This window comes from Burkholderia sp. F1, assembly GCF_050813845.1.
Taxonomy (GTDB): domain Bacteria; phylum Pseudomonadota; class Gammaproteobacteria; order Burkholderiales; family Burkholderiaceae; genus Burkholderia; species Burkholderia ubonensis.
This window is the reverse complement of sequence record NZ_CP172422.1, coordinates 1,961,695-1,981,672: the sequence shown is the minus strand read 5'-3', so window position 1 is coordinate 1,981,672 and position 19,978 is coordinate 1,961,695. Positions and strand designations below refer to the sequence as shown.

Genomic DNA, 19,978 nt, shown 5'->3' with positions numbered 1-19,978 from the left:
CGCGATGCGCGGCCCTGTTTTACCCCTTTCGAAGGAGTGCCCGATCATGAAGATTCTGGTTGTACTGACGTCGCACGACACCCTGGGCGATACCGGGAAGAAGACCGGCTTCTGGCTCGAGGAACTGGCGGCGCCGTACTACGCGTTCAAGGACGCGGGCGCGGAACTGACGCTCGTGTCGCCGCTGGGCGGGCAGCCGCCGCTCGATCCGAAGAGCAGCGATCCGTCCGCGCAGACCGACGCGACCCGCCGCTTCGAAGCGGACGCGGCCGCGAAAGCCGAGCTGGCCGCCACGCGCAAGCTTGCCGACGTATTGCCTGACGACTACGACGCGGTGTTCTATCCGGGCGGCCACGGCCCGCTGTGGGATCTCGCCGAGGACCTGCATTCGATCTCGCTGATCGAGCGCACGCTCGGCGCCGGCAAGCCGGTCGCGCTCGTGTGCCATGCGCCGGGCGTGCTGCGCCACGTGAAGGATCCGAAGACGGCCGAATCGGTCGTGCGCGGCAAGCGCGTGACCGGCTTCACGAACAGCGAGGAAGCCGCCGTCGAGCTGACCGAAGTCGTGCCGTTCCTCGTGCAGGACATGCTCGAGACCAACGGCGCGCGCTACGAGCGCGGCCCCGACTGGGCGCCGCACGTCGTGGTCGACGGGCTGTTGATCACCGGCCAGAACCCGGCGTCGTCGGCGCCGGCGGCCGACGCGCTGCTTGCGCAGCTCAAGCGGGCGTAGCCCCCGCGCGGCGCCGAACGTTGCGGCGCCGCCCGTTTTCGTCGCCCGCCGGCCCGCGCCGGCGGGCATCCCGGATCGTTCCGCCGCGCCGTGCGCGGCGGGCCGTACCCGTGCTGTTGTTTTGCGGAACCAATCAAAGGAGTCGTGGATGTCTGCCCTGTTCGAACCGTTCAAACTCAAGGATGTCACGCTGCGCAACCGGATCGCGGTGCCGCCGATGTGCCAGTACGTCGCCGAAGACGGCGTCGTCAACGACTGGCATCACGTGCACCTCGCCGGCATCGCGCGCGGCGGCGCGGGCCTCGTGATCGCCGAGGCGACCGCGGTGGCGCCGGAAGGCCGCATCACGCCGGGCTGCGCGGGGCTGTGGACCGACGCGCAGGCGGAAGCGTTCGCGCCGTCGGTCGCGGCGATCAAGGCGGCCGGCGCGGTGCCGGGCATCCAGCTCGCGCACGCGGGCCGCAAGGCGAGCGCGAACCGTCCGTGGGAAGGCGACGATCACATCGCCGACGGCGATCCGCACGGCTGGCCGACCATCGCGCCGTCGGCGGTGCCGTTCGGCGCCCACCTGCCGAAGGTGCCGCGCGAGATGACGCGCGACGACATCGCCCGCGTGCAGGCGGATTTCGTCGCGGCGGCCAGGCGCGCGCGCGACATCGGCTTCGAATGGCTCGAGCTGCATTTCGCGCACGGCTATCTGGGCCAGAGCTTCTTCTCCGTGCATGCGAACCATCGCGACGACGCGTACGGCGGCTCGGCCGAGAATCGCGGCCGCTTCCTCGTCGAGACGCTCGCGGCCGTCCGCAAGGTATGGCCGGAGCATCTGCCGCTGACCGCGCGGTTCGGCGTGATCGAATACGACGGCCGCGATGAAGAGACGCTCGCCGAATCGATCGCGCTCACGCAGCGCCTGAAGGCGGAAGGGCTCGATCTGCTGAGCGTGTCGGTCGGCTTCTCGACGCCCGACGCGCAGATTCCGTGGGGCCCGGCGTTCCTCGCGCCGATCGCCGAGCGGGTGCGCCGCGAGGCCGGGCTGCCGGTCGCGTCCGCATGGGGGATCGACACGCCGCAGCTCGCCGAACGCGTGGTCGCGGACCAGCAGCTCGATCTCGTGATGGTCGGCCGCGCGCACCTGGCCGATCCGCACTGGCCGTACTACGCGGCGAAGCAGCTCGGCGTCGAGCGGGCGTCGTGGACGCTCCCCGCGCCGTACGCGCACTGGCTCGAGCGCTACAAGATCGCGGGCAAGGCGGCCTGAGCGGGGGCGCCATCGCGCGGGCAGGCAGGGGTGCGCCGCGCGCGCGATGGCTGATCCGGCACCGACGCCGATAGAATGGCGGTTCGCGCGACGCACGTCGCCCGCGCGAACCGCCGTTTTTCTTTCGACAGAGGGTTCATGGGCGCAAACGTACCGCCGTCTTCCGATTCCGCCGCGCGTCCGGGCGCGCAACAGATCGCGCGGGTGGTCCTGTACGCGGGGCTGCTGGCGCTCGCGCTGTGGGTGATCCGCGCGTTCATCCCGGCGATCGCGTGGGCGTGCGTGATCGCGATCGCATTGTGGCCGCTGCTCAAGCGCTTCGAGACGCACCGGCTGTTCCGCGAGCGGCCGACCGTCGTCGCGACCGTCATCACGGCCGCGGTGTCGCTGCTCGTCGTGCTGCCGGTGGCGATCGCGCTGATCCAGGCGATCGGGCAGGCGCACGACCTGCGCGAATGGCTGCGCACGGCCCAGGACAACGGCATTCCGGTGCCCGACGTGGTGGCCCGGCTGCCGTTCGGCGCGCCGCAGGTCGCCGCGTGGTGGCAGGCCCATCTCGGGCATCCGCTGCATGCGGAGGCCGCGATGAAGGGCGTCAACAGCGAGACGTTCATCGCGTTCGGCCGGCACTTCGGCTCGAAGCTCGCGCACGCGGTGCTCGAATTCGGCTTCATGCTGGTCACGCTGTTCGTGATCCTGCGTGCGGGCCACAAGCTGTCGGGCGCGCTGCTGCAGGGCGTGCAGCGCGCGTTCGGCGGCAACGGCGCGCAGCTGATCGAGCGGATGGCGGCGGCCGTGCACGGCACCGTGACGGGCCTCGTCGTGGTCGGGCTCGGCGAAGGCGCGCTGCTCGGGCTCGCCTACGTGCTCGCGGGCGTGCCGCATGCGGCGCTGCTCGGGCTCGTCACGGCGATCGCCGCGATGCTGCCGTTCTGCGCGCCGATCGTGTTCTGCGGCGCGGCGCTGTGGCTGTTCGTGCAGGGCGCGACCGCATGGGCGGTGGCGGTGGCCGCGATCGGCTTCGTCGTCGTGTTCGTCGCCGAGCACTTCGTGCGGCCGGTGCTGATCGGCAGCTCCGCACGGCTGCCGTTCCTGCTCGTGCTGTTCGGCATTCTCGGCGGCGCCGAGACGTTCGGCCTGCTCGGCCTGTTCATCGGCCCCGCGCTGATGACCGTGCTGACGATGCTGTGGGCCGAGTGGGTTGCCTGATGAACGACGGGCCCGGCCGCGCGTCGGGCCGCCGCAATGGTGCCGCAACATTGCTTCACGAATTGAGCGCGTGGCGAGCCGCGGCGTAGCGGGCTCGCGCACGTATCTTCACAAAAGTTTTTCGATCTGGCCCCGTAGGTCGAGTAGCATGGGGGCTTTCGACCGCGCCGGCCTGGCGCAGCAGATCTTCCGAGCATGCGATCGATCCCGATGTCCCGGCCCGCGGCGGCGCTCTCGCTGGCGGCGGGCTGCCTGATGATCAGCGGCTGCGCGTGGTTTGAAGCGCTGCTGCCGTTTTCGTATTCGCGCCTGCCGGTGCCGAGGGCCGCGTCCGCGCGCGGCGCGACGCGCGCCGACGTCATTCGCGCGGGCGGCAACCCGCGCAGCGTGTGGATGGTCCGCAACGGCAGCGGCGTCTGCTACAACTACCGGCTCGACCACGGCGACCAGTATCGGCCGTATTTCGTCGTGTTCGACGAGGCGGGCGCGGTTACGCGCCACGGCTTCGACACCTGCATGGACGCCGATCGCAAGGGGCTGCTGCAGACGAAGAAGGTCGGCGCGCGGTAGCGCGCCCGGCGGCCGTCACGCGATCGTATCGACCACGCCCCCGTCGACCCGCAGCGCGGCGCCCGTCGTTGCCGACGACTGCGGCGAGCACACGTACACCACCAGGTTCGCGACTTCCTCCGGCGTTGCCGGCCGCTGGATGATCGAGCTCGCGCGATGCGTGCGCACGAACTCGATCGCGACCTCGTCGACGCTGCGGCCGGTTTCGTCGGCGGTTTCCTTCAGCAGCGTGCGCACGCCTTCCGACAGCGTCGGCCCCGGCAGCACCGAATTGACGGTGACCCGGCTGCCGGCCGCGAGCTTCGCGAGCCCGCGCGCGATCGACAGCTGCGCGGTTTTCGTGAAGCCGTAGTGGATCATGTCGACCGGAATGTTCAGCCCCGATTCCGACGAGATGAACACGACGCGCCCCCAGTCGCGTTCGAGCATCCCCTTCATGTAGTGCCGCGCGAGCCGCACGCCGGACATCACGTTCATCTGGAAGTAATGCGACCATTCGGCGTCGTCGATGTCGAAGAACGGCTTCAGGCCGTAGACGCCCGCATTGTTGACGAGGATGTCGGCCTGCGGCGCCGCGCGTGTCACGCGGGCGGCGCCGTCCGCGTCGGACAGGTCGGCGGCGACGCCTTCGACGGTCGCGCCTGGCGCGGCGCTGCGCAGGCGCGCGAGCGCGGACTGCACCGACGCGTCGCTGCGTCCGTTGACGACGATGCGCGCGCCGGCGCGCGCGAGCCCTTCGGCAATCGCCAGTCCGATGCCCGCGGTGGAAGCGGTGACGACCGCGGTCTTGCCACTCAGATCGATGTGCATACGTGTGAAGTGCGATGGGGGGAAGGAAGCCGCCGGGCCTGCCGCGGCGGCCGGAATTCCAAGCTTAGGCGAAACCGCGCGATTCGCTAGGGTCTGTTCACGCTAATAACGGGCCAGCCCCAAGCAAGAATTTTTTAGTTACGGGAACGTGCCTTGCCGGCCGTATTGCGGCGTCGCGCGTCGCTTGTTTGGCTCGGCCAAACGGCGCTCCTTGCGCCTTGCACTACGACCGGCAAGGCACGTTCGCAAGCCCGTTATTAGCGTGAACAGACCCTGGACGCGATTGCCTCGTGCGGGACGGTCCTGTACCGTATGCGTTCGCCGTCCGATCCGGGAGCCCGTCCGCGTGAGCCGTTCCGTCAAACCCGCCGTGCCGTCGCCGTTCTGGCGCGACGCCGCGCTGCCGTTCATCGAGGCGCGCACCGTCGACGACGGACGCACGATCTGCTACGCGAAGCACACGCACGACACGTTCTCGCTCGGCGCGGTGGTCGGCGGCACGAGCACCTACGTGAACGGCGCGACGCAGCAGCGCATCGGGTCGGGCGCGCTCGTGATCATCGATCCCGAGCAGGTGCATGCATGCAATCCGTACGGGCGCGACGCGTGGGCCTACCGGATGGTGTACGTCGACGTGCCGTGGCTCGCGCGGCTGCAGCACGCGCTCGGCCGCGATCCGAACACGGATTTTCATGGCTTTTCGCAGACGTTGAGCGTGCGGCGCGACCTGTTCGCGCAATTCGGCCGCTTCTACCGGACGCTCGTCGCGCCCGGCGGTGAGCCGCTCGGCAAGGAAAGCGCAGCCGTCGAGTTCTTCACGCGGCTGCACGACGCGCTCGACCCGGCCGCGCCGCGCGCGCCGTGCGCCGCCGACAATGCGAAGCTCGCACGCGCCGCCGACTACATCGCCGCGCACTGCCGCGACGCGGTGACGCTCGACGCGATCTGCGCGGCGGCCGAGCTGTCGCCGTCGTACCTGATCCGCGCGTTCAACGCGCGCTACGGGATGACGCCGCACGCGTTCCTGATCGACCGCCGCGTGCAGTACGGCCGCGCCGAGCTGCGCCGCGGGCGGCCGATCGCGGATGTCGCGCTCGACGCGGGGTTCGCCGATCAGGCGCATTTCCAGCGCGCGTTCCGGCGGATCGCGGCGGCGACGCCGGGGCAGTATCGCGGCGCGGCCGGCGTTTCGCGAGCAGTCAGCCAGGCGCGGCCGGCCACAGGCGCGGCCGGCTAGGTGCGGCCCGCTAGGCGTCGAGCAGAACAAGCGCGCTGCCCGCGAGCAGCAGCGCCATCAGCCGGTTGAACACGCGCATCCGGCGCGCATTCGCGAGCCGGTGCCGCAGCGACGCCCCCGCATACGACCAGCACGCGATCGACGCGAAACAGATCACCAGATACAGCGCGGCGAACTGCCAGACCAGCGCGCGGTCGCCGTCGGCCGCGTACGCGCCCATCGCGGCGACGCATGCGAGCCACGCCTTCGGATTCAGCCATTGCATCGCCGCGCCCGCGGCCGCGGACGGGCCGGCGACCTGCGCGTCCGGCGCCAGCCGGCCGTCGTCGAGCGCGAGGCGCAGCGCCATGTACAGCAGGAATGCGATGCCGGACCATTGCGTCGCCGTCGTCAGCACCGGCCAGCGCACGAGCGCCGCGTGCAGGCCGAGGCCGATCAGCAGGAACAGCGCGACGAAGCCGAGCGTCGCGCCCGCCGCGTACCTGAGGCTCGCGCCGAGGCCGTAGCGCGCGCCGGCACTCAGCGCGACGATGTTGACGGGGCCGGGGGTGATCGACGACGCGAGCGCGAACGCCGCCATTGAAACCAGAATGCTCATGCAATGCCTCCATGCGGATCGAAAGTCGCATCGAGGCTAAAGGAGCGGGGCGGGCAGGTATTGAAGAAAACTGCCCTCGGCAAACGGCGCGAACTTCCGAACGGCCGTCAGTGCAGTGCGCGCGGCGCGTGCGGCGCAGGCATGCCGGTCGTGCGGGCCTGCTCCGCGGCGAGTGATTCGCCGGCCGCGCACGGCTGCGCCGCGACGGAAAAGCCGAACGTATTGACGCCGCCCGCGCAGGCGACGAACACGCTGCCGCCGTGCATCTCCGCGACGGCCTTGACGATCGACAGTCCGAGCCCGTGGTTTTCCGTGCTGTTCGCGCGCGCTTCCTCGAGCCGGTAGAAGCGCTCGAACATGTGCGCGCGCTGGCCGACGTCGATCGGCTCGCCCGGGTTCGCGACCGACACCTCGACGACCGTGTCGCGCCGCGCGATCGTCACGCGCAGCAGCGCGCCCGGCGCCGAATGCTGGATCGCGTTGATCAGCAGGTTCGTCATCGCACGGCGGAACAGCGACGGATCGACGCTCGCGCGCGCGTCGCCGTGCAGCTCGGCGCGCAGTTGCGCTTCGTCGAGCGGAATCTCGAGGAAGTCGAGCATGCGCCGCACTTCGTCGGCGAGCGACACGTCCTTCAGGTCGGTCGCGCGTTCGCCGCGATCGCTGCGCGACAGGAACAGCATGTCATTGACGATCACGCGCAGCCGCTCGAATTCCTCGAGGTTCGACTGCAGCGTCTGGCGCATCCGGTCGACCGAGCGGTCGCGGCTCGTCAGCGCGACCTGGGTCTGGCCGATCAGGATGCTGACCGGCGTGCGCAGCTCGTGCGCGACGTCCGCGTTGAACGCCTCGAGCCGCTCGTACGCGTGCTGGATGCGTTCGAGCGCGCCGTTGAACGACGCGGCGAGGTCGCGCAGCTCGGCCGGCAGCGCGTCGGTCTGCAGCCGCTGGTGCCGGTTCGCGGAGCCGATGGCCGCCGCTTCCTGCGACATGCGCTCGAGCGGCGCGAGCCCGAAGCGCGCGACCGCGCGGCCCAGCAGCAGCGTGACGCCGGTCGCGAACGCGATCAGCGCGGCCAGCGTCCAGCCGTAGCGGCGCAGCATCCGCTGCGTGCGCTCGCACGACGTCGCGACGATCAGCGTCAGGTCGGGGCGCTCGCCGCTGCCGGCCACCGTGACCGTTTTCGTCATCACGTCGTAGCTGCTGTCGTTGAGCCGGTAGCGCTGGAACGCGCCGAACGGCGCGCCGTGCGGCGTGCCGTCCACCGCGCGCCCGAAGCGGAACGCCGGATTCGCGCTGTCGACCCGGTAGTGCGTCGAGCCGTCCGGCGGCTCGAGATCGGCGAGCTTCTCCTGCGTGATGTGCCAGCGCGCCGGCGTGGTCGCATGCGAGACGATCATCTCGACCACCTTGGCGCGCGTGTCGAGCGTCGCGCGCAGCTCGGCAAACAGCTGCCGCTCCATCATCACGAACAGGCCGCACCCGACCAGCGTGAACACGAGGAACGACACGATGCCGAACATCGCGGACAGGCGCAGCGCGATCGAGCGTTTCATGCTCGCCTCTCGCCGTCACAGTCCTCGCGCGCCTCGAGCACGTAACCCATCCCGCGGATCGTATGCAGCAGCTTGTCGGCGAACGGGCCGTCGAGCTTCGCGCGCAGGCGCTTGATCGCGGTCTCGACGACGTTCGCGTTGCTGTCGAAGTTCACGTCCCACACCAGCTCGGCGATGGTCGTCTTCGACAGCACCTCGCCGCTGCGGCGCGCGAGCACGCCGAGCAGCTGGAACTCCTGCGCGGTCAGGTCGAGGCGCGTGCCGTCACGCGTCGCGCGGCGGCCGATCAGGTCGACCCGCAGGTCGCCGATCGAGATCAGCGTCGATTCCTGCACGCGCGCGCGGCGCGTCAGCGCGCGCAGCCGCTCGATCAGCTCGAGGAACGAGAACGGCTTGGTCAGGTAGTCGTCGGCGCCGCCGCGCAGGCCGCGCACGCGGTCGTCCACGCGGTCGCGCGCGGTCAGCATGATCACCGGCGTCTGCTTCTGCGCGCGCAGCGCGCGCAACACGCCGAAGCCGTCGAGCTTCGGCAGCATCACGTCGAGCACCACCACGTCGTAGTCGAATTCGACGGCTTTCCATGCGCCGTCCTCGCCGTCGAGCGCGGTGTCGACGACCCAGCCTTCCTCGGTCAGGCCGCTCTTCAGGTATTCGACGACCTTGAGTTCGTCTTCGACGATCAGGACTTTCATGTCGGGTCCGTTGTCTGGTTAGTGGGAGTCCGCCGCCGGGGCCGCGGCCTCGACCGTGGCCGCCGCGCCGCCGTCCCAGCCGCCGCCGAGCGCCTTCGCGAGGAACACGACGAGCGCCGCGCGCTGGCCCTGGATCTGCACCGCCTGCCGTTCGCTCGTCAGCAGCTGCTGCTCGGCGCTCAGCACGTCGATGAACGGCGTCAGGCCGCCCGCATAGCGGTCCTGCGCGAGCGACACGAGCTTGCGCGCGTCGTCGACGGCCGCGGCGGCCTGCCGCGCCGCCTCGTCGAGCACCGACAGGCCGGTGACCGCATTTTGCACCTCCTGGAACGCGGTCAGCACGGTCTGCCGGTAATTCGCCTGCGCGGCGACGTAGCCGGCCTGCGCGAAATCGACCCCCGCCTTCAGCCGGCCGCCCTCGAACAGCGGCTGGCTCAGCGACGCGCCGACCGACCACAGCAGCGCCGGCACCGTGAACAGCCCGGAGAAGCGCGTCGCGTCCCAGCCGATGTCGGGCGACAGCGTGAGGCGCGGGAAGTACGCGGCGCGCGCGACGCCGATCTGCGCGTTCGCGGCGGCCATCGCGCGCTCGGCCGACGCGACGTCGGGGCGGCGCTGCAGCAGGTCGCTCGGCACGCCGGTCGGCAGTGCGGGCGCGTTGATCGGCACGACGCGCGGCGGCAGCGAGAATGCCGGCGCGGGCGTGCCGACCAGCGTCGCGATCGCGGTCTCGACCTGCGCGCGCTGCTGGAGCAGCAGCTGCGCCTGCGTGCGGGTCGCGTCGAGCTGCGCACGCTGCTGCAGCAGGTCGAGGCCCGACACCGCGCCGAGGTCGTGACGCGCGGACACGTAGTCGAGCGCCTTTTGCTGCAGGCCGATCGAGCGGTCGACGACGTCGATCTCCGCGTCGAGCGCGCGTAGCGCGAAGTAGCTCGACGCGAGATCGGCGGTGAGCACGAGGCGCGCGTTCGCGAAATCGTCGCGCGCCTGATTGGTGCTCGCCTGCGCCGATTCGACGCTGCGCCGCACGCGGCCGAACAGGTCGAGCTCGTAGCTGACGCTCGCGCCGACCTGGATCTCGTTCTGCACGGTCGACGTGCTTTTGGTCGCGTAGTTGGTTTGCGGTCGGTCCGCGGAAATCCTGAAGCGCTGGCCGCTCGCGTTCAGGTTCACCGCCGGATACTGCGCGGACGCGACCGACGCGAGCGTCGCCTTCGCCTGGTCGTAGCGCGCGGCGACGACCTTCAGGCTCTGGTTGTTGCGCAGCGCGTCGGCTTCGAGTGCGTCGAGCTGCGCATCGCCGAACGCGCGCCACCACGCCGGAGCGAGCGGCGCATGCGCGGGCGCGGCCGGATGCCAGTATGCGTCGGCCGGGGCGAGCCGCCACGCGGCGGGGGTGTCGACGTCGGGGCGCCGGTAGTCGGGGCCGACCGTGCAGCCGGCGAGGGCGGCGAGTGAGGCGAGTGCAGCGGCGATGGCGACAGCGCCGGCGGCCGGCCGCAGCGCGAGGCGGGCGCGCGTCACGCCTTCGCTCCCGCCGCGGCGCCGGACGCGGGCTTCGGCGCCGGCTTCACGACGACGACCTGGTCGCCGTTCGCGAGCGAATCGCTCGGGTTCACGACGAGGCGATCGTCGGGCGTGACGCCGCCGTCGATCTCGAGCGTCTGGCCGATCGTGCGCACGACGGTCACCGGCTTCAGCCGGACCTGGCCATGCGCGTCGACGCTCGCGACCGTCGGCCCTTCCGCGCGGAACAGCAGCGTGTTGGCCGGCACCGACAGGCGGCCGACCGGCGTCGTCGGCAGCGTCGCCTGCACGTAGGCGCCGGGCAGCAGCCGGCCGTCGGGGTTCGGCAGCGTGATCTCGATCTGCAGCGAACGCGTGGCGACATCGATCGCCTCCGACGTGCGCGTGATCGTGCCGTCGAAAGTCTGGCCCGGCAGCTCGGCCTGCGCGACCGTTACGCGCTGGCCGGTCTTCACCTGCTGCGCGTACGCCTGCGGCACCTGCACGTACAGGCGCAGCCGGTCGGCCTGCACGACGGTGAAGAGGGACCGGCCCGCGTTGCCCGAGCTGACGAGGTCGCCGACGTCGACGTTGCGCTGCGTGACGATCCCGTCGATCGGCGCGACGATGCGCTGGAAGCCCTTCAGCTCCGTCAGGCGGCGCACGTTCGCATCGGCCGCGGCGAGGTTCGCCGCGCCCTGGTTGTACGCGCCTTGCCGGTCGTCGAGCTCCTGCTGTGAAACCGCGTCGCGCTGGCGCAATTGCTGCGCGCGCTCGAACGACGTCTTCGCGAGCGCGAGCGCGGCCTGCGCCTGCTGGCGTTGCGCGGTTGCCTGCGCGAGTTCCTGGTTCAGCTCGGGCGTGTCGAGCTCCGCGAGCAGTTGCCCCTGCTTCACGTGCGCGCCGATGTCGGCCTGCCAGCGCAGCACGTAGCCGTTCGCGCGCGCGAAGATCGGCGCCTCGACGAAGCCGCGCAGCGTGCCGGGCAGCGTCAGCCGGCCGCCCGACGCGGCGTCGACGGGATGCACGACGCTCACGTACTGGCGCGCGTTCTGCTCGGTCAGCGCATCGAGCCGGTTGCGGTTCATGACGTTGGTGACGATCGTGCGCGCCGCGCCGGCCGCGAGCAGCGCGCCGACGACGATCAGCACGATCCGCGCGCGCCGCCGCACGCCGGCCCGCGCGGGCAGGTCGAGCCCGTGTTCGTCCACCTGGATGCCGACGGAGCTGTGATGTTTCTCTTCCATGAAATCAACCGGTCTCAATATGCGAAGCGTGAACAGACCCTAGCGCGCACGCCGCCGCGCGAGCCGAGCATGCACGCCGGCGAACACGAGCGGGACGAACAGCAGCGTCGAGACAGTCGCGAACAGCAGCCCGCCGATCACCGCGCGGCCGAGCGGCGCGTTCTGCTCGGCGCCTTCGCCGAGGCCGAGCGCCATCGGCACCATGCCGATGATCATCGCGAGCGCGGTCATCAGCACCGGGCGGATGCGGGTCGCGCCGGCCTCGAGCGCGGCGGTCAGCGGCGGCGCGCCGGCCGCGAGGCGCTGGCGCGCGAACGACACGACGAGAATGCTGTTCGCGGTCGCGACGCCGACTGTCATCACCGCGCCCGTCAGCGCGGGCACGCTCAGGTGCGTGCCGGTGATGAACAGCATCCACGCGATGCCGGCGAGCGCGGCCGGCATCGCGCTGATGATGATCAGCGGGTCGAGCCACGACTGGAAATTCACGACGATCAGCAGGTAGACGAGCACGATCGCCATCGCGACGCCCGCGCCGAGCCCGAGATACGACGTGCGCATCGTCTCGATCTGGCCGCGCATCGTCAGCGCGGTGCCGCGCGGCAGCGTCGCGCGCGCGTCCGACACGAGGCGGTCGATCTCGTTCGCGACCGAGCCGAGGTCGCGGCCTTCGACGCTCACGTACAGGTCGATCGCCGGGCGGATGTTGAAGTGCGTGATCACGGCCGGCTCGCTCGCGGTGCGCACCTGCACGAGGTTGCCGAGCAGTTGCAGCGGCTCGCCGGTGCGTCCGGCCGACACGGGCGTGCCGAGCAGGTCGCCGACCGAGCCGATGTCGTATTGCGGGGCCTGGATCGCGAGCGGGTACTGCACGCCGGTCTTCGGGTTGACCCAGAACGACGGCGTCGTCTGCGCACTGCCCGACAGCGAGATCAGCATGTTCTGCGCGACGTTCTGCGCGGAGAGGTTGAGCTGCTGCATGCGCGTACGGTCCATGTCGGCTACCAGGGTCGGCTGGTCGTTGCGCTGCAGCACGTGCGCGTCGACCGCGCCGGGGATTTGCCTGACGTTTTTCATCAGGCGGCTCGCGATTGCCATGTTACTCGCGAGATCGTTGCCGAGCACCTGCACGTCGATCGCGGCCGGCTGCCCGAAGTTGAGGATCTGCGTGATGATGTCCGACGGCTGGAAGAAGAACTCCGCGCCAGGGAAGCGCTCGGGCAGCCGCGCGCGCAGCGTCTCGACGTAATGCTGGGTCGGCGCGTGGCCGGGCTTCAGCGCGATCAGGATCTCGCCGTCGAGCGAGCCGATCGTGCCTGCGTTGCTGTACGACAGGTTGATGCCGCTGATCGGCTGTCCGAGGTTGTCGACGATCGCGCCGAGCTCGTCCGGCGGCACGACCTCGCGTACCACGCGTTCGACCTGGTCCGCGAGGCGTGCGGTCTCCTCGATCCGGTAGCCGGTCGGCGCGCGCATGTGCAGCCGGATGTTGCCGGAATCGGCGTTCGGGAAGAAGTCGCGGCCGAGCGTGAACACGAGCCCCGTCGACAGCACGCAGAAGCCGAGGAAGCACATCGCGTAGAAGCGGCGGCGCACGAGCAGCAGGCTGAGGAGCACGATGTACGACGCGCGCAGCCGCTCGAACGCGTGATTGAAGCGGTGATGGATGCGCGCGAAGCGCGACGTCGAACGGTCGGGCCCGACGCTTGCCTGCTGCGGGCGGAACAGCAGCATCGCCATCGTCGGCACGAGCGTGCGCGACAGCACGTACGACGCGAGCATCGCGAACACCACGGCCTCGGCGAGCGGCACGAACAGGAAGCGCGCGACGCCCGTCAGGAAGAACATCGGCACGAACACGATGCAGATGCACAGCGTCGACACGAACGCCGGCACCGCGATCTCGCCCGCGCCTTCGAGGATCGCGTCGTGCAGGCCGGTGCCGAGATGCAGGTGGCGCTCGATGTTCTCGATCGTCACGGTCGCGTCGTCGACGAGAATGCCGACCGCGAGCGCGAGCCCGCCGAGCGTCATGATGTTGATGGTCTCGCCGAGCGCGGCGAGCGCGATCAGCGACGTGAAGATCGACAGCGGGATCGAGATCGCGATGATCAGCGTGCTGCGCCAGTTGCCGAGGAACAGCAGGATCATCATCGCGGTCAGCACGGCGGCGATCAGCGCCTCGTGGATCACGCCCTGCACGGCGGCGTCGACGAATACCGACTGGTCGAACAGCGGCGTGATCGTGAGCCCCTCGGGCAGCGTCGGCTCGACCTTCGGCAGCAGCGCTTTCAGGTCCGACACGACCTTCAGCGTCGACGCGTCGCCGCTCTTCAGGATCGACACCAGCACGCCGCGCTGGCCGTTCTGCCGCACCACGTTGGTCTGCGGCGAGAAGCCGTCACGCACGGCCGCGACCTCGCCGAGATAGGTGGTCGCGCCGTTCACCGTCTGCAGCGGGATGTGGCTGATGTCGGCGATCGTGTCGGCCGACGCGTTGGTGTCGATCCGGTACTCGGTCTGGCCCATCTTCGCGGTGCCGGTCGGCAGCACGAGGTTCTGCGCGTTGACCGCGTTGACGACGTCGGCGGGCGTCAGGCCCTTCGACATCAGCGCCTTCGAATCGATGTCGACCGCGACGACGCGCGTTCGGCCGCCGTACGGGAACGGCACCTGCGCGCCGGGGATCGTGATCAACTGCGGGCGCAGGAAGTTCAGCGCGATGTCGGCGAGCGACTGCTCGCTCAGCGTCTTGCTCGACAGCCCGAGCTGGATCACCGGGATGCTCGACGCGGAATAGGTAATCACGAGCGGCGGCGTCGCGCCCTGCGGCATCTGCCGGACGATCGCCTGCGCGGACGACACGGTCTGCGCGATCGCCGTCTGCACGTTCGCGCCCGGTTGCAGGAACACCTTGACGACGGCCGTGCCGGGCAGCGTCGTCGATTCGACGTGCTGGATGTTGTTGACGGTCGTCGTCAGCACCCGCTCGTGCACCGCGGTGATGCGGTTCGTCATCTCCTTCGCCGACAGCCCGTTGTAATTCCAGATCACGCTGATGACCGGAATGTCGATCGACGGCAGCACGTCGACGGGCGTGCGCATCAGCGCGAGCGGGGTGGCCAGCACGATCATGATGGCCATCACGATGAACGTGTACGGGCGCCTGAGCGCGAGGTTGACGATCCACATGGGGGCAGCGGGGCAGGCGGCGGTCGGGCGTTGATGAAGGGCACTCGAATGATAGGCGGGCGCCCGGCACGGGTCACTGACGCGAAACTGGCGGAATTGTCAGGTTGGCGCGCCCGCGCGTCGAAGACGCACCTGCCCGCGTGCCGCGCCGGATTCGTCAGACCTGAAGCGCGCGGGCGCCGCCGCCGCGTTCTTCAGATCTGCTCCATTCCCACGCGCGCGAGCCCCGCCAGATCGACGACCTCGATCTGGTTGTACGCGAGCCGCAGCACGCCGCGCTTCTCGAGCTGCTGCAACGCCTGGTTGATCCGCTGCCGCGACACGCCGACCAGCATCCCCAGTTCCTCCTGCGAAATCGCCAGCGCCGGCCCGGTATCCGGGTACAGGTCCGGATTGAACAGCTGCGCGAGCGCCTGCGCGACGCGCGCGTCGACGTCGAGCAGCCGGCTGTTCTGGATCGACGCGATGAACTCGCCCATCCGGTTGTTCAGCTGGTGGATCACGAAGCGCGTGAACGGCAGGCTGCTGTCGAGCAGTGCGTGGAACGTGTCGACCGGCACGAACAGCACGGTCGAGCGCTGGATCGCGACCACCTCGTACTTGCGCGGCTCGCGCTTGATCACGCTGCCTTCGCCGAACCAGCCGCCCGACGGCACGCCGGAAAACGTGCAGCCGCGCCCCGACGCGTTGAAGATCGCGAGCTTCAGCAGCCCGCGGTGCACGCCGATCCAGTACTCGGACGGCGCGAGCCGCTGCGCGATCACGTCGCCCGCTTCGCGGCATTCGACGCGCGATTGCGCGAGCACGAGCGCCTGGTGTTCGGGCGCGAGCGTGCGGAACCACGCGCACTGGCCGAACAGCGCGGATAGCGTGCCGGGTTCGGGCGGCGCGGGCGCGTCGAGGGGGGCGAGAACGTCGTCGTGCATGGCTGCGGGTTTGCGAGGATAGGGATAACACGCGGGGCGCGCGGGGGACTCTGTCGTTTCGATGACAGACGCTCCACAATATCGCCCGTTAGGCTAGCTCGGATTGAACCACATCAAAACGAACCGGGGCGCGTGCGCCTTAACTTTGAATGAGACCGGAGTGCGAGGCATGGGACCGGAAGCGGCGCGCAAGCGCGGGCCCCGGTCGACGTCGAAGCCGCTTCGGCAGACTGGAGACACGATCATGACGCAGATGTTCGAAGCCGGCCTCGAGCGCCGCGACGCCAACTACGTGCCGCTCACGCCGATCGATTTCCTGGTGCGCTCGGCCGAGGTGTACGGCGAGCGCCTGGCGATCGTGCACGGCGACGTGCGCCGCACCTGGGGCGAAACCTATGCGCGCGCGAAGCAGCTCGCGAGCGCGCTCGCGCAGGCCGGCGTCGGCCGCGGCGACACCGTCGCGGCGCTGCTGCCGAACATCCCGGCGATGGTCGAGGCGCACTTCGGCGTGCCGATGGCGGGCGCCGTGCTGAACACGATCAACACGCGGCTCGACATTCCGTCGGTGCTGTTCATGCTGCGCCACGGCGAAGCGAAGGTGCTGATCGTCGACACCGAGTACGCGGAGCTTGCGCACCGCGCGGCGCTGGAAATTCCGGGATTGAAGATCGTCAGCGTCGCCGACGCGATGCCGGCCGACCCCGCGCGCTTCGCCGGCGCGACCGACTACGAGGCGTTCGTCGCCGGCGGCGACGCGGACCATGCATGGACGCTGCCCGCCGACGAGTGGGACGCGCTCGCGCTGAACTACACGTCCGGCACGACCGGCGACCCGAAGGGCGTCGTCTACCACCATCGCGGCGCCTACCTGGCGGCGCTCAGCAACATCCTCGAATGGGACATGCCGAAGCACGCGGTCTACCTGTGGACGCTGCCGCTGTTCCACTGCAACGGCTGGTGCTTCCCGTGGGCGGTCGCCGCGCGCGCGGGCGTGAACGTGTGCCTGCGCAGGTTCGACGCGAAGACCGTGTTCGACCTGATCCGCCGGGAGCGTGTCACGCACTACTGCGGCGCGCCGATCGTGCAGAGCGCGATCGCGAACGCGCCGGCCGAATGGCGCGAAGGGATCGACCACACCGTGCACGCGATGGTCGCGGGCGCGGCGCCGGCGCCGGCCGTGATCGCGAAGATGAAGGAGATCGGCTTCGACCTGCTGCACGTGTACGGGCTGACCGAGGTCTACGGCCCGGCGACGGTGTGCGCGAAGCAGTCGCACTGGAGCGAGCGCTCCGACGACGAGTGCGCGCGGCTCAATGCGCGGCAGGGCGTGCGCTATCACCTGGAGGCGGGCGCGACGGTGCTCGATCCGGACACGATGGCGCCGGTGCCGGCCGACGGCGAGACGCTCGGCGAGATCATGTTCCGCGGCAACATCTGCATGAAGGGCTACCTGAAGAACCCGCACGCGACCGACGAGGCGTTCCACGGCGGCTGGTTCCATACCGGCGATCTCGCGGTGCTGTCGCCGGACGGCTACATCCGCATCAAGGACCGGAAGAAGGACATCATCATCTCGGGCGGCGAGAACATCTCGAGCATCGAGGTCGAGGACGCGCTGTACCGGCATCCGGCGGTCGCGGTCGCGGCGGTGGTCGCGATGCCCGACCCGAAGTGGGGCGAGGTGCCGTGCGCGTTCGTCGAGCTGCGCGAAGGAATGAGCGCGACCGAGGAGGAGATCGTCGCGCATTGCCGGCAACTGCTCGCGGGCTTCAAGGTGCCGAAGGCCGTGCGCTTCGGCGAGCTGCCGAAGACGTCCACCGGCAAGATCCAGAAGTTCCAGCTGCGCACCGCGGTCGGCTCGGACAAGGCGATCGACCTGGCGGGCGACGGCAAGAAGTGAGGGGCCGGCGGCGGCGCGCGCGCCGCGTGGCGTCGTCAATGCAGGATCAATGCGGCACGAGCCACGCGATCGCCAGATAGCGGCCGACCTTCGCGAGCGTGACGATCGCGAGGAAGCGCGGCAACGGCTCGCGCAGCACGCCGGCGATCACGGTCAGCGGGTCGCCGATCACCGGGGCCCAGCTCAGCAGCAACGACCAGTGGCCGCAGCGCGCGTACCAGCCCTCGGCCCGCGCGAGCGCCGCCGGCTTCACCGGGAACCAGCGCCGGTCGCGGAACCGCTCGATCCCGCGGCCGAGCGCCCAGTTGATCGTCGAGCCGGCGACGTTGCCGACGCTCGCGACGAGCACCAGCGCCCAGGCCGGCTCGCGGCCGGCAACCAGCAGGCCGGCGAGCACGGCTTCGGACTGGAGCGGGAGCAGGGTTGCGGCGACCAGCGACACGGCGAACAGGCCGCCGTAGGTGACAAATTCGGTGAGCAATTCGGACATCGCGCGATTGTACCGGCCGCGCGAGCGCGGCCCGCGATCGCTATTCGGCGTGGCCGAGCTTGAACACGCTGACCGCTTCCGACAGTTCCGCGGCCTGGTCGCGCAGCGCCACGGCCGCGCGCTCGGCCTGCGCGATCAGCGTCGCGTTCTGCTGCGTCGCCTCGCCGATCTGCGTGACGGCGAGGTTCACCTGCTCGATGCCGGCCGACTGCTCCCGCGACGCCGAGCTGATCTCGGCGATGATGGTGCGCACCTGGTCGACCCGCGCGACGATGTCGCGCATCGTGCCGTGCGCGGCCTCGGCGATCCGGTAGCCTTGCTCGACGGTTGCGGCCGATTCGGCGCTCAGCTCCTCGATCTCCTTGACCGCCGCCGCGCTGCGCTGCGCGAGCGCGCGCACTTCGGCCGCGACCACCGCGAAGCCCTTGCCGTGCTCGCCCGCGCGTGCGGCCTCGACGGCCGCGTTCAGCGCGAGGATATTGGTCTGGAACGCGATGCCCTCGATCACGCTCGTGATCTCCGCGATCCGGCGCGTCGCGCGCTCGATCTCGCCCATCGTCGCGACCACGCGCTGCACTGCGTCGCCGCCGCCCGTCGCCGCGTCGGAGGCGCCCGCGACCAGCGTGTTCGCCTGCGCCGCATGCTCGGCGTTCTGCTGCACGGCGGCCGTGATTTCCTCCATGCTCGCCGCCGTCTGCTCGACGCTGCTCGCCTGCGTCGCGATGCGGGCGGCGATGTCGCCGCTGCCGGCCGCGATGTCGACCGTGCCGCGCGCCATGTCGGCGGAGCCGCGGCGCACCTGCGCGACGATGCGCGCGAGGCCGTCGCCGATGCCGTCGACCGCCTGCACGAGGCGGCCGATCTCGTCCGCGCCGCGCGGCGCGACGCCGTCGTCGCGGATGCGCACGCTCAGGTCGCCGGCGGCGAAGCGTTCCGACGCGCGCGCGGCCGCGTCCAGCGGCCGGCTCACGACGCGCCGGACCACGACGACGAACATCGCCGCGAACGCGAGCACGAGCGCCGCGGCGATCAGCAGGAAGCGGTTGCGGGTCGTCCGCATGTCGGCGAGCAGCTCGTCGTCGATCGCGACGCCGCCGACCAGCCACTGCCATTGCGGAATCGTCGAGAACGACGCGAATTTCGCGGTCGGGCCGCGGTCCTGCGCGGCCGGGTCGGTCGACGCGTACGCGAGCTGCCCGCGGCCGGCCGCGAGCATCTGCGCGTAGGGCGCGGCGCCGTCGCGGGCCGGCTTGCCGGCCGCGTCGGGGTGGACGACGAAGGTGCCGCGCGACGGGCCGGATGATGCGTCGATCACGAAGTAATAGCCGTGCTCGCCGATCTTCAGCTCGCGAATGCCGGCTTCGACGAGGTGGATTTCGTCCGCGACGTCGATGCCGACGAACAGCGCGCCGATCACGCGTCCGCCGGCGTCGACGACCGGCTTGTACTCGGTGATGAACGGCTTGCCGAACAGCTTCGCGAGCCCCGTGTAGCTGCGGCCCGCGACGAGCGGCGCGTAGGCCGGGCTGTTGCGGTCGAGGCGCGTGCCGACCGCGCGGGCGCCGTCCTGCTTCTTCAGCGACGTGGTGATGCGCACGAAGTCGTCGCCGTCGCGCGCGAAGATCGTCGCGATCGCGCCGCTCTTCTGCAGGAACTGGTCGGGGATCGTGTAGTCGAGATCGAGCGGCCTGCCGCCCGCGGACAGCGTCGGCGCCATCACGCCGCCGCCGAGGTCATGGGTGCGCGCCGGGTCCAGCGCGAAATCGGCCGGCAGGAAGCTCGCGAGCAGCGTCATCGAGCGATGCGCTTCTTCCGACAGCGCCTTGTCGAACAGGTCGATCATCGCGGCGATCGAGCGCTCCTTCTCGGCGATGCGCGCGTGCGCCTGGTCGGCGATCTGTTCGCCGGCCAGGTGCGCGAGGGTCCAGGCGAAGGCGGCAAACAGCAGTGCGACGGTTGCGCACGACAAAGCGGCCAGACGAGCGCCAACGCTCACCCGGCCCAGGGAGATAAATCTCATAAAGCTTCCTGCGTGGGGACGGAGAGGAGGCGGA

Annotated in this window: 16 protein-coding genes; 6 read left to right on the top strand and 10 right to left on the bottom strand. The window is 70.4% G+C overall.

Annotated elements, in window-relative coordinates; genetic code table 11:
* The first annotated feature begins 46 nt into the window (after nucleotides 1-46).
* The 4 genes from ACFIMZ_RS27815 (at nucleotide 47) to ACFIMZ_RS27800 (ending at nucleotide 3,770) form a co-directional block, all read left to right on the top strand.
* Entirely contained in the window at nucleotides 47-733 is a 687-nt protein-coding gene (locus ACFIMZ_RS27815; RefSeq protein ID WP_059940131.1) for a type 1 glutamine amidotransferase domain-containing protein, read from the top strand.
* 148 nt (nucleotides 734-881) lie between these two features.
* Nucleotides 882-1,991, top strand: a complete 1,110-nt coding sequence (locus ACFIMZ_RS27810) for an NADH:flavin oxidoreductase/NADH oxidase (protein WP_431822685.1) — start codon at nucleotides 882-884, stop codon at nucleotides 1,989-1,991.
* 138 nt (nucleotides 1,992-2,129) lie between these two features.
* Nucleotides 2,130-3,200, top strand: a complete 1,071-nt coding sequence (locus tag ACFIMZ_RS27805) for an AI-2E family transporter (RefSeq protein ID WP_431822684.1) — start codon at nucleotides 2,130-2,132, stop codon at nucleotides 3,198-3,200.
* A gap of 195 nt (nucleotides 3,201-3,395) precedes the next feature.
* On the top strand, nucleotides 3,396-3,770 hold the full coding sequence (locus ACFIMZ_RS27800) for a hypothetical protein (RefSeq protein WP_431822683.1): 375 nt from the start codon (nucleotides 3,396-3,398) through the stop codon (nucleotides 3,768-3,770).
* A gap of 15 nt (nucleotides 3,771-3,785) precedes the next feature.
* On the opposite strand, the gene ACFIMZ_RS27795 is transcribed toward ACFIMZ_RS27800, so the two are convergent.
* Entirely contained in the window at nucleotides 3,786-4,580 is a 795-nt protein-coding gene (locus ACFIMZ_RS27795; protein WP_431822682.1) for an SDR family NAD(P)-dependent oxidoreductase, read from the bottom strand.
* A gap of 346 nt (nucleotides 4,581-4,926) precedes the next feature.
* Here ACFIMZ_RS27795 and ACFIMZ_RS27790 point away from each other — a divergent pair, with 346 nt between their 5' ends.
* Entirely contained in the window at nucleotides 4,927-5,817 is an 891-nt protein-coding gene (locus tag ACFIMZ_RS27790) for an AraC family transcriptional regulator (protein WP_431822681.1), read from the top strand.
* A gap of 10 nt (nucleotides 5,818-5,827) precedes the next feature.
* Here the strand turns inward: ACFIMZ_RS27790 and ACFIMZ_RS27785 are convergent, their stop codons facing one another.
* The 7 genes from ACFIMZ_RS27785 to ACFIMZ_RS27755 all read right to left on the bottom strand — a co-directional run bounded on the left by ACFIMZ_RS27785 (nucleotide 5,828) and on the right by ACFIMZ_RS27755 (nucleotide 15,534).
* A complete protein-coding gene (locus ACFIMZ_RS27785; RefSeq protein ID WP_431822680.1) occupies nucleotides 5,828-6,415 on the bottom strand; it encodes a LysE family translocator in 588 nt (195 codons plus the stop codon).
* A 107-nt stretch (nucleotides 6,416-6,522) separates the two neighbouring features.
* Nucleotides 6,523-7,971: a heavy metal sensor histidine kinase gene (locus ACFIMZ_RS27780; protein ID WP_431822679.1), complete on the bottom strand. Its 1,449-nt coding sequence runs from the start codon at nucleotides 7,969-7,971 to the stop codon at nucleotides 6,523-6,525.
* On the bottom strand, nucleotides 7,968-8,663 hold the full coding sequence (locus ACFIMZ_RS27775; RefSeq protein ID WP_431822678.1) for a heavy metal response regulator transcription factor: 696 nt from the start codon (nucleotides 8,661-8,663) through the stop codon (nucleotides 7,968-7,970). The genes ACFIMZ_RS27780 and ACFIMZ_RS27775 overlap by 4 nt, the downstream gene beginning before the upstream one ends.
* 18 nt (nucleotides 8,664-8,681) lie before the next feature.
* Nucleotides 8,682-10,187 carry an efflux transporter outer membrane subunit gene (locus ACFIMZ_RS27770; protein ID WP_431822677.1) on the bottom strand — a complete coding sequence of 502 codons (1,506 nt, stop codon included), beginning with the start codon at nucleotides 10,185-10,187 and terminating at the stop codon, nucleotides 8,682-8,684.
* Complete coding sequence (locus tag ACFIMZ_RS27765) at nucleotides 10,184-11,416, bottom strand: efflux RND transporter periplasmic adaptor subunit (protein ID WP_431822676.1); 1,233 nt, start codon at nucleotides 11,414-11,416, stop codon at nucleotides 10,184-10,186. The genes ACFIMZ_RS27770 and ACFIMZ_RS27765 overlap by 4 nt, the downstream gene beginning before the upstream one ends.
* Before the next feature lie 39 nt (nucleotides 11,417-11,455).
* Nucleotides 11,456-14,608, bottom strand: a complete 3,153-nt coding sequence (locus tag ACFIMZ_RS27760; RefSeq protein WP_431822675.1) for an efflux RND transporter permease subunit — start codon at nucleotides 14,606-14,608, stop codon at nucleotides 11,456-11,458.
* Between the two features lie 194 nt (nucleotides 14,609-14,802).
* Nucleotides 14,803-15,534: a Crp/Fnr family transcriptional regulator gene (locus ACFIMZ_RS27755; protein WP_431822674.1), complete on the bottom strand. Its 732-nt coding sequence runs from the start codon at nucleotides 15,532-15,534 to the stop codon at nucleotides 14,803-14,805.
* A 244-nt stretch (nucleotides 15,535-15,778) separates the two neighbouring features.
* Here ACFIMZ_RS27755 and ACFIMZ_RS27750 point away from each other — a divergent pair, with 244 nt between their 5' ends.
* Nucleotides 15,779-17,434: an acyl-CoA synthetase gene (locus tag ACFIMZ_RS27750; RefSeq protein WP_431822673.1), complete on the top strand. Its 1,656-nt coding sequence runs from the start codon at nucleotides 15,779-15,781 to the stop codon at nucleotides 17,432-17,434.
* 46 nt (nucleotides 17,435-17,480) lie between these two features.
* Here the strand turns inward: ACFIMZ_RS27750 and ACFIMZ_RS27745 are convergent, their stop codons facing one another.
* Both ACFIMZ_RS27745 and ACFIMZ_RS27740 read right to left on the bottom strand, forming a co-directional pair.
* The gene (locus tag ACFIMZ_RS27745; protein ID WP_431822672.1) at nucleotides 17,481-17,924 is read right to left on the bottom strand and encodes a YqaA family protein; all 444 of its coding nucleotides are present in this window, start codon (nucleotides 17,922-17,924) and stop codon (nucleotides 17,481-17,483) included.
* Between the two features lie 40 nt (nucleotides 17,925-17,964).
* Entirely contained in the window at nucleotides 17,965-19,944 is a 1,980-nt protein-coding gene (locus tag ACFIMZ_RS27740) for a methyl-accepting chemotaxis protein (RefSeq protein WP_431822671.1), read from the bottom strand.
* Nucleotides 19,945-19,978 lie beyond the last annotated feature (34 nt).

Bases quoted from the DNA above. Each gene is read 5' to 3' on its own strand.
- ACFIMZ_RS27785 (WP_431822680.1), bottom strand. From the start codon at position 6,415: ATGAGCATTCTGGTTTCAATGGCGGCGTTCGCGCTCGCGTCGTCGATC.
- ACFIMZ_RS27765 (WP_431822676.1), bottom strand. From the start codon at position 11,416: ATGGAAGAGAAACATCACAGCTCCGTCGGCATCCAGGTGGACGAACAC.
- ACFIMZ_RS27745 (WP_431822672.1), bottom strand. From the start codon at position 17,924: ATGTCCGAATTGCTCACCGAATTTGTCACCTACGGCGGCCTGTTCGCC.
- ACFIMZ_RS27775 (WP_431822678.1), bottom strand. From the start codon at position 8,663: ATGAAAGTCCTGATCGTCGAAGACGAACTCAAGGTCGTCGAATACCTG.
- ACFIMZ_RS27755 (WP_431822674.1), bottom strand. From the start codon at position 15,534: ATGCACGACGACGTTCTCGCCCCCCTCGACGCGCCCGCGCCGCCCGAA.
- ACFIMZ_RS27750 (WP_431822673.1), top strand. From the start codon at position 15,779: ATGACGCAGATGTTCGAAGCCGGCCTCGAGCGCCGCGACGCCAACTAC.
- ACFIMZ_RS27805 (WP_431822684.1), top strand. From the start codon at position 2,130: ATGGGCGCAAACGTACCGCCGTCTTCCGATTCCGCCGCGCGTCCGGGC.
- ACFIMZ_RS27815 (WP_059940131.1), top strand. From the start codon at position 47: ATGAAGATTCTGGTTGTACTGACGTCGCACGACACCCTGGGCGATACC.
- ACFIMZ_RS27810 (WP_431822685.1), top strand. From the start codon at position 882: ATGTCTGCCCTGTTCGAACCGTTCAAACTCAAGGATGTCACGCTGCGC.
- ACFIMZ_RS27800 (WP_431822683.1), top strand. From the start codon at position 3,396: ATGCGATCGATCCCGATGTCCCGGCCCGCGGCGGCGCTCTCGCTGGCG.
- ACFIMZ_RS27760 (WP_431822675.1), bottom strand. From the start codon at position 14,608: ATGTGGATCGTCAACCTCGCGCTCAGGCGCCCGTACACGTTCATCGTG.
- ACFIMZ_RS27795 (WP_431822682.1), bottom strand. From the start codon at position 4,580: ATGCACATCGATCTGAGTGGCAAGACCGCGGTCGTCACCGCTTCCACC.
- ACFIMZ_RS27780 (WP_431822679.1), bottom strand. From the start codon at position 7,971: ATGAAACGCTCGATCGCGCTGCGCCTGTCCGCGATGTTCGGCATCGTG.
- ACFIMZ_RS27740 (WP_431822671.1), bottom strand. From the start codon at position 19,944: ATGAGATTTATCTCCCTGGGCCGGGTGAGCGTTGGCGCTCGTCTGGCC.